At 66.2% G+C, this 8,861-nt stretch carries 8 protein-coding genes; 5 read left to right on the top strand and 3 right to left on the bottom strand.

From position 1 onward, the window contains the following. Positions 1-248: 248 nt before the first annotated feature. Entirely contained in the window at positions 249-1,805 is a 1,557-nt protein-coding gene (locus ACFWF1_RS05880; protein WP_379282071.1) for an acyl-CoA synthetase, read from the bottom strand. A gap of 22 nt (positions 1,806-1,827) precedes the next feature. Continuing rightward, the gene (locus tag ACFWF1_RS05875) at positions 1,828-2,865 is read right to left on the bottom strand and encodes an LLM class F420-dependent oxidoreductase (RefSeq protein WP_379282070.1); all 1,038 of its coding nucleotides are present in this window, start codon (positions 2,863-2,865) and stop codon (positions 1,828-1,830) included. Positions 2,866-2,980: 115 nt separating this feature from the next. Here ACFWF1_RS05875 and ACFWF1_RS05870 point away from each other — a divergent pair, with 115 nt between their 5' ends. Genes ACFWF1_RS05870 through ACFWF1_RS05850 form a run of 5 tightly spaced genes read left to right on the top strand, consistent with a single transcriptional unit; the run spans position 2,981 to position 7,465 of the window. Continuing rightward, positions 2,981-3,943, top strand: coding sequence for a Zn-ribbon domain-containing OB-fold protein (locus ACFWF1_RS05870; RefSeq protein ID WP_379282069.1), 963 nt, complete (start codon positions 2,981-2,983; stop codon positions 3,941-3,943). A gap of 9 nt (positions 3,944-3,952) precedes the next feature. Further along, on the top strand, positions 3,953-4,990 hold the full coding sequence (locus ACFWF1_RS05865; RefSeq protein WP_379282068.1) for a thiolase domain-containing protein: 1,038 nt from the start codon (positions 3,953-3,955) through the stop codon (positions 4,988-4,990). Continuing rightward, positions 4,987-6,153: a thiolase domain-containing protein gene (locus ACFWF1_RS05860; protein ID WP_379282067.1), complete on the top strand. Its 1,167-nt coding sequence runs from the start codon at positions 4,987-4,989 to the stop codon at positions 6,151-6,153. The genes ACFWF1_RS05865 and ACFWF1_RS05860 overlap by 4 nt, the downstream gene beginning before the upstream one ends. Positions 6,154-6,158: 5 nt before the next feature. Beyond that, entirely contained in the window at positions 6,159-7,049 is an 891-nt protein-coding gene (locus ACFWF1_RS05855) for a TIGR03619 family F420-dependent LLM class oxidoreductase (RefSeq protein ID WP_379282326.1), read from the top strand. After that, on the top strand, positions 7,046-7,465 hold the full coding sequence (locus ACFWF1_RS05850) for a nuclear transport factor 2 family protein (RefSeq protein ID WP_379282066.1): 420 nt from the start codon (positions 7,046-7,048) through the stop codon (positions 7,463-7,465). The genes ACFWF1_RS05855 and ACFWF1_RS05850 overlap by 4 nt, the downstream gene beginning before the upstream one ends. A 77-nt stretch (positions 7,466-7,542) precedes the next feature. Here the strand turns inward: ACFWF1_RS05850 and ACFWF1_RS05845 are convergent, their stop codons facing one another. Then, entirely contained in the window at positions 7,543-8,844 is a 1,302-nt protein-coding gene (locus tag ACFWF1_RS05845; RefSeq protein WP_379282065.1) for a cytochrome P450, read from the bottom strand. Positions 8,845-8,861 lie beyond the last annotated feature (17 nt).

The following is an 8,861-nucleotide window of genomic DNA, read 5'->3' as shown; positions in this document are numbered from 1 at the left end:
GCTGGGCACGTCAGGTGGGGTACCCGACCTGCTCTTCCGCGGCTTGTGATGGGCAACGCTTGAGTTCCAGCGTGAAGACTGGCTGTGGTCCGGTTCAAAGATGCTCGGGAAAAGCGAGGCAAGTCACGTGGGCGCTGGCGTCGGCGTGATCGAGCAGAGTCAAATGGTCGTTGGCGCCATCGAGCAGAGTCATATGGTTGCTGGTCAAGATCGTTTAGCGACCATATGACTCTCGACTCGGTGGGCGGTTACGACGCGGGGACGTAGCGCTCGCGGAGTTTGCGCTTGTAGAGTTTGCCGTTGGGGTCTCGGGGGAGTTCGGCTAGGTAGTCGACCGACTTTGGCATTTTGTACTTTGCTAATTGTGTTGCGGCGAAGGTGAGTAGCTCGGTGGTGAGTTCGGGGGTGCCTTCGATGCCCTCTGCGGGTTGCACGACGGCCTTGACCTCGGCGCCCCAATCGGGGTGTGGGATGCCGAAGACTGCTACGTCGGCGACCTTTGGGTGGGTGATCAGGACGTTTTCGATCTCGGCCGGGTAGATGTTCACGCCGCCGGACAGGATCAGGTCGGAGCGGCGGTCGTGCAGGTAGAGGTAGCCGTCCTCGTCTAGGTGGCCGATGTCGCCGACGGTGAAGAGGTCGCCGACGCGGGAGTCCTCGGTCTTGGCTTTGTCGTGGTGGTACTCGAAACTCGAAGCGCCCATGCGCATGTAGACCAGGCCGGGCTCATTGGCGGGGACCTCGGTGCCGTCTTCCTCGCTGAGCACCTTGATCACCGACCACGGCCATGCCTTGCCGACCGAGCCGGGCTTGCGCAGCCACTCGGTCCCGTTGATCACCGTGCCGCCGCCCTCGGTGGCCGCGTAGTACTCGGTGACGGTCGGACCCCACCACTCGAGCATCTTCCGCTTGGTCTCCTGCGGGCACGGCGCGGCGCCGTGCACCATGCTGCGCAGCGAGGACACGTCGTACTTGGCGCGCACCGCCTCGGGCAGCGCGAGCAGCCTATGGAACTGGGTCGGCACCATGTGACTGTGCGTCACCCGGTACTTGTCGATCAGCCGCAACATCTCCTCGGCTTCCCAGCGATCCATCAGCACCAGCTTGTGCCCCAACTGGATCGAAATGGTCGCGAAGTTCAGCACCGCGGTGTGATAGAGCGGCGAGCCGCAGATGTGCACGTGATCGTCGTACGGCGCCAGCTCGAACAGGCCGAAGAACGCGCCGGTATGCGGCGGAACGACATCCGGGTCCGCGCCGGTGAGCGGACGCCGAACACCCTTGGGCCGCCCGGTGGTTCCGGACGTGTAGAGCATCGGCGCACCGGTGCTGCGGTCGGCCGGTCGCCCGGTATCCGCGGCGCCCAGCCAGGCCACCGACTTGAAACCCTCGATCTCGCCCACCGAAAAGCGCGCCGCGGCAGGCAGTTCCGCCTCGTCGGCGGCGGCCTTCCCGGTGGCGGCGAAACGATCGCTGACCAGGAACGCCTTGGCCTCACTGTCCTGCAGGATGTAGGCGACCTCGGGGCCGGTGAGGTGCCAGTTCACCGCGACGATGTACAGCCCGGCCTGGTACGCCGCGAAGTAGGCGGCGATCGCCTCGACGCAGTTGTGCACCATGCTCACCAGCACATCGCCGGTTTCCAGGCCGAGCCCGCGCAGGCCGGTGGCGTACCGGTTGGCCAGCGTGGCCAATTCGCGATACGTCACCTCCCGGCCCGCCGGATCGACCATGGCGATCCGATCGGGTTCGGCTTCGGCGATGTTCCAGAGACCGAGAATTTTTACTGACTCCTGCGTCGTCACAGTATTGAATCTAGAACGTGTTCTACATATCAACAAGGGGGGTGAGCCGACGTAATTGCTCAACATCCGGAGCCGACACCAACATCATGGTGACGCCGGCCGCCGACCAGACCCCGAGTTGCTTACGAACATGCTCCTCGTCGCCGATGATCGCGGTGTCCAGAATCATTTCGTCGGGCACCACGGCCGCCGCCTCCGCCTTCTTGCCGGACAGGAACAGCCTGCCGATCTCATCGACCTCCCGCTCGTAGCCCATCCGCCGATAGACCTGCGCGTGGAAATTCTGTTCCGGCGCACCCATGCCGCCGATGTAGAGCGACATGATCCAGCGCATCTTCTCGAGCTCGCTCGCCGGATCGTCGGTGATCACCACCTGGCAGCTGGCGGCGATCTCGAAATCCTCGCGCGAGCGCCGCGCACCCGCCCTGGCGAATCCCTCGTCCAGCCAGTCGTTGTACATGTTCGCCAGCCGCGGCGCGTAGTAGATCGCCAGCCACCCGTCCGCGATCTCTGCGGTCAGCGCCACGTTCTTCGGGCCTTCCGCGCCGAGCCAGATCGGCAAATCCGCACGTAGCGGATGCACGATCGGCTTGAGCGGCTTACCGAGTCCGGTCGAACCCGGACCGCTGTAGGGCAGCGGGTAATTCGGCCCGTCGTTGCTGACCGGCCCTTGCCGCTCGAGGATGCGCCGGATGATCCCGACATATTCGCGGGTGCGCTGCAACGGCTTGGCGAACGGCTGCCCGTACCAGCCCTCCACCACCTGCGGCCCGGAAACCCCGAGCCCGAGGATCGCCCGGCCGCCGCTGAGATGATCCAGCGTGAGCGCGTGCATGGCGGTCGCGGCGGGCGTGCGGGCCGACATCTGCACCACGGAGGTGCCCAGCCGCACCCGCTCGGTCGACGATCCCCACCAGGTCAGCGGGCCGAACGCGTCCGATCCCCACGATTCCGCCGCGAACACGGCATCGAACCCGGCTTCCTCGGCCGCGACCACCAACTCCCCCGCATGTTGCGGCGGCTGCGCCATCCAGTACCCGAGTTGCAGTCCGAACTTCATGGAACACCCTTTCCGAGACAACTGCTTGCCAGCAGAATAAGAACCTGTTCTACTCGACATTGTGACTCAGGGGAATACTGCATCCGGCACAATCGCGGATGAGAGAGGGTCGGAATTGAACGCCGTGCCCGATGTGCTCAGCGCGCCCCTTCGGGTGCGATTCGACTACACCCGGTCCGTGGGACCGACGATCGGCAACTTCCTGACCAACCTGCGCGCCCGCAAGATCGTCGGCGTGCGCGGGTCGGACGGGCGGGTGCTGGTGCCGCCGCCGGAATACGATCCGGTGACCGCCGAGCCGCTCACCGAATTCGTCGATGTCGCCGACACCGGCACCGTCGAATCGTGGACCTGGGTGCGCGAGCCGCTGCCCGGCCAGCCGTTCGACCGGCCGTTCGCGTGGGCGCTGATCCGGCTGGACGGCGCGGACACCGCACTGCTGCACGCCGTCGACGTCGCCACGCCCGATGACATCCAGACCGGTCAGCGAGTGACCGTCCGATGGGCCGCGGAGACCACCGGCAGCATCCACGACATCGCCTGCTTCGTACCCGGCGAAACGTCCGACGCACCAGCCGAAACCGCGGCCGACGGTGACCCGGTCACCATCATCACTACTCCGGTCGATCTCAACTACAACCACACCGCGTCCCCACAGGAGACCGTCTACCTGCGCGGACTGGCCGAAGGCAAGCTGCTCGGCGGCCGCACCGACGCCGCGGGCAAGGTGTACTTCCCGCCGCGCGGCGCCAACCCGACCGACGGCAGGCCCACCGACCAGGTCGTCGAACTGCCCGACCACGGCACCGTCACCACGTTCTGCATCGTGAACGTGCCGTTCCTCGGCCAGCGGATCAAGCCGCCGTACGTCGCGGCCTACGTGCTGCTGGACGGCGCGGACATCCCCGTGCTGCACCTCGTACTCGGTTGCGAGGCAAGCGAAGTGCGCATGGGCATGCGGGTGGAGGCCGTGTGGAAGCCACGCGAGGAGTGGGGCTTCGGCCTGGAGAACGTGGACCACTTCCGCCCCACCGGCGAGCCGGACGCCGAGTACGACACCTACAAGCACCACCTCTGAGAGGCGCACGTGACTGACAACGCCACCGACATCGCGGTCGTGGGTTTCGCCCACGCGCCGCACGTGCCGGAGACCTTCGGCACCACCAATGGTGTGGAGATGCTGGTGCCCTGCTTCCAGCAGCTCTACAGCCAGCTCGGCATCACCAAGTCCGACATCGACTTCTGGTGCTCCGGCTCCTCGGATTACCTTGCCGGACGTGCCTTTTCGTTCATCTCCGCGATCGACGCGATCGGCGCGGTGCCGCCGATCAACGAGTCGCACGTGGAGATGGACGCGGCCTGGGCGCTGTACGAGGCGTGGGTGAAACTGCGCTCGGGACAGGCGAAGACCGCGCTGGTGTACGGCTTCGGCAAGTCGTCGGCGGGCACGCTACGTCAGGTGCTCACCATGCAGCTCGATCCGTACCTGGTGACGCCGCTGTGGCCGGACGCGTGGTCCATCGCGGGACTGCAGGCCAGAGCCGGGCTCGACGCGGGCCGCTGGACCGAACGCGACATGGCCGCGGTCGCGGCAGGCGACGGCGGCGACGTCGAAAGCCTGCTCGGCGCACCGTATATCGCCGATCCGCTGCGCGCCCACGACGTCGCCCCGATCACCGACGGCGCTGCCGCCATCGTGCTGGCGATCGGCGACCGGGCCCGCGAACTCTGCGAGCGTCCCGCGTGGATCACCGGGATGGCGCATCGGGTGGACACCCCGGTGCTCGGCGCTCGCGACCTCTCCGTCTCGCCCTCCACTTCGGCTGCGGCACAGGCGGTTACCGGTGGCGATACCAACTTCGACATCGCCGAACTGCACGCGCCGTTCAGTCATCAGCAGCTGATCCTGGCCGAGGCGATCGGACTGAAGAACGGCACGAAGGTGAATCCGTCGGGTGGCGCGCTCGCCGCGAATCCGATGTTCGCCGCTGGGCTGGAGCGAATCGGCTTCGCCGCCAAGGCGATCATGGCGGGTGACGCGAATCGCGCACTCGCTCATGCGACAAGCGGGCCCGCGTTGCAGCAAAACCTTGTGACAGTTCTGGATTCGGAGGCGAGCCGATGAGCTTCCCGGCCGCGGTGCTCGGCACCGGACAAACCCATCACGTGACGAAAAGAACCGATGTATCGATGGCGGGCATGTGCCGCGAAGCCATCGATCGCGCACTCGACGATGCCGGCCTCACCATCGCCGACATCGACGCGGTGGTCGTCGGCAAGGCGCCGGACCTGTTCGAGGGCGTCATGATGCCCGAGCTGTATCTGGCGGATGCGTTGGGCGCCACCGGAAAACCGCTGTTGCGGGTGCATACGGCCGGTTCGGTCGGCGGCTCCACCGGCGTGGTCGCCGCCAATCTGGTGCAGGCCGGCGTGCACAAGCGGGTGCTCGCGATCGCCTGGGAGAAGCAGTCGGAGTCGAATGCCATGTGGGCGTTGTCGATTCCGGTGCCGTTCACCATGCCGGTCGGCGCGGGTGCGGGCGGCTACTTCGCCCCGCACGTGCGCTCCTACATCCGGCGCTCGAACGCGCCGAGCCATATCGGCGCGATGGTCGCGGTCAAGGATCGCCGCAACGGCGCCAAGAACCCGCTGGCCCACCTGAAACAGCCTGACATCACCCTGGAATCGGTGCTGGCCTCGCAAATGCTGTGGGACCCCATCCGTTTCGACGAGACCTGCCCGTCCTCCGACGGCGCGTGCGCCCTGGTGATCGGCGACGAGGAGGCGGCGACCGCGGTCGAGGCCACCGGCAAGAAGGTCGCCTGGGTGCACGGCACCGCGATGCGCACCGAGCCGACCACCTTCGCCGGCCGCGATCAGGTCAATCCGCAGGCGGGACAGGACGCGGCCGCCGCGCTGTGGAAAGCCGCGGGCATCACCGACCCGCTCACCGAGATCGACGTGGCCGAGATCTACGTGCCGTTCTCCTGGTTCGAGCCGATGTGGCTGGAAAACCTCGGCTTCGTGCCGCAGGGTGACGGCTGGAAACTCACCGACAAGGGCGAAACCGAGATCGGCGGCATTCTGCCGGTCAACCCGTCCGGCGGCGTGCTCTCCTCCAATCCGATCGGCGCCTCCGGGCTCATCCGGTTCGCCGAGGCGGCCAAGCAGGTGATGGGCCGGGCCGGTGCCTGCCAGGTCGAGGGGGCCCGCAAGGCGCTCGGCCACGCGTATGGCGGTGGGTCTCAGTACTTCTCGATGTGGGTTGTTGGGTCGGATAAGCCATGAGCCCGTTGCAGTTCAGCCTCGGCATCGCGCTGAGCCCGCTGGAGCAGCTGCCCGAACTGGCGAAAACCGCTGAGGAGTGCGGGTTCTCGTCGATCGCGCTGCCGGACTCGCTGTTCTATATGAAGTCGGCGGCGGCGAAGTACCCGTATACCGCCGACGGCAGCCGGTTCTGGGGGCCGGAGACGCCGTGGGTCGATCCGCTCATCGGGGCGACCGCCATGGCGGCGGTGACCAGCCGGATCCGGTTCTACACCAACGTGCTCAAGCTCGGTTCGCGCAATCCGCTGCTGCTGGCCCGCCAGGTCGGCTCGGTGGCCAATCTTTCCGGCAACCGCTTCGGCTTCGGCGTCGGGATCGGCTGGGCGCCGGAGGAATTCGAGTGGTGCGGGGTGCCCTACTCCCGGCGCGGCGCCAGGGTGGACGAGATGATCGAGGTCATCAAGCTGGTCCTCGGCGGCGGCATGGTCGAATTCCATGGCGAGTTCTTCGATTTCGACCAACTGCAGGTCAGCCCCGCACCGACCGAGCCGGTGCCGTTCTACATCGGCGGGCACACCGAAGCGGCGTTGCGGCGCGCTGCCCGGGTGGGCGACGGCTGGACCTCGGCCATGATGACCTACGACGAACTCTGCGGCACCATCGGCAAGCTCGACGCGCTACGCGCCGAATTCGGCCGCGGCGAGGTGCCGTTCGAGATCCAGGCGGTATGCGTCGACCGATTCGGCCGTTCCGGCTATCAGGATCTGGCGAACGCGGGCGTCACCGACGCGATCGTGGTCCCCTGGCTGTTCGACGGCATCGGCTTCGACGGCGAACTCGCCGCCAAACAGGACTCGCTGCGGCGCTTCGCCGCGGCGAACATCGAAGATCCGATCGTCGCGGAGGCATCGAAATGACGACCACCACCGACCATCCGGCCCGGACCGCCGGGCTCGCCTCGCAGGCCGCGGTGCGGGCCAGGGACAAGGACGCGTGGGTCGCGCTGTTCGCCGAGGACGGCATCGTCGAAGACCCCATCGGCCCTTCGGGTTTCGACCCCGAGGGCAAGGGCCATCGGGGTAAGGTGGCGATCGCGGCGTTCTGGGACAAGGCGATCGCGCAGACGGAGCTGATCGAGTTCCTGTTCGGCGACTCGTTCGCGTGCGGGAACGAGATCGCGTTCACCGGAACCATCCGCAGCACGCTCGGCGGTCATCAGATCGACGCCGATGGGGTCTTCACCTACCGCGTCGATGAATCCGGCAAAATCGCTGCACTGCGGGCATTTTGGGAAGTGGACCGGGCGATGGCGACGGCGAAGAAGATCAGCTGAACCAACGGGCGAAGGGCCCTCGAACCGGAGTGGGGACTACCGGTGCGAGGGCCCTTTTCGTCGGCGCCCGGCAGGCGTCAGTGTGCGACCGGGCAGGTCTTGAAATCGACCGGGAATTCCTTGATGCCGTTGAGCCAACCGGACCGTAGCCGCTTCGGGTCACCGATCTTGGTGATATCCGGCAGGTGATCGGCGATGGCGTTGAAGATCAGGTCGACCTCCAGCCGAGCCAGGTTCGCGCCGACACAGAAGTGCGCGCCGGTACCGCCGAAGGACACGTGCGGGTTGTCCTTTCGCATGATGTCGAACTGCTCCGGGTTCTCGAACACCTCGTCGTCGAAATTGGCCGACCGGTACAGCATCACCAGCCGCTGCCCCTTCTTGATCTGCACCCCACCGAGTTCGGTGTCTTCCAGCGCGGTCCGCTGGAACGAGATGATCGGCGAGGCCCACCGGATGATCTCGTCGACGGCGGTCGCCGGACGCTCCTTCTTGAACAACTCCCATTGATCCGGGTTGTCCAGGAAGGCCATCATGCCGTGGGTGATCGCGTTGCGTGTCGTCTCGTTGCCCGCCACCGCGAGCAGGATCACGAAGAAGCCGAATTCCTCCGGCGTCAGCTGATCACCGTCCACGTCGGCCTCGACCAGCTTGGTGACGATGTCGTCGGCCGGACAGGCCTTGCGGTCGGCCGCCATTTGATAGGCGTAGCCGAGGATTTCGGCGGATGAGGCGACCGGATCGACGTCGATGTCCGGGTCGTCGTAGCCGGTCATCTCGTTCGACCAGGTGAAGACCTTCATCCGGTCCTCATCCGGGATGCCGATCAGTTCCGCGATCGCCTGCAGCGGCAGCTCGCACGCGACCTTGGCGACGAAGTCACCGGAGCCGGATTCGGCTGCGGCCTGGACGATCTCGTGGGCGCGCGCCGAAAGCCGCTCGCGCAGACCGTTGATCGCGCGCGGGGTGAAGCCGCGCGAGATGATTTTGCGCAGCTTGGTGTGTTCCGGAGCGTCCTTGTTCAGCAGGATGAACCGCTGCAGTTCGATCTGCTCGCGGGTGATGTCGTCGTTGAAGCGCGGGATGGCGGTGTTCTCGAAGGTGGAGAACACCTCGCCGCGCCGCGACACCTCTTTGACGTCGGCGTGCTTGCTGACCACCCAGAAGCCCTCGTCATGGAAGCCACTGACCTCGACCGGCTGCGGATTCCACCAGACCGGGGCGGTGCGGCGCAGCTCGGCGAATTCCTCGACCGGAATCCGGTCGGCGTAAATGTCGGGGTCTGTGACGTCGAATCCGTCCGGCAGATTCGGCCGGACATTCCGAGGGTCTACCACCAGATGTCTCCTTCGACAAACTGAAACACGTTCTATAATCATTGAAGCATAGGCGACTG

The sequence above is a fragment of the Nocardia sp. NPDC060255 genome (assembly GCF_042727395.1).
Classification (GTDB): Bacteria; Actinomycetota; Actinomycetes; order Mycobacteriales; family Mycobacteriaceae; genus Nocardia.
Note: the sequence above shows the minus strand (reverse complement) of the source record. Positions and strands in the feature narration are given on the sequence as shown.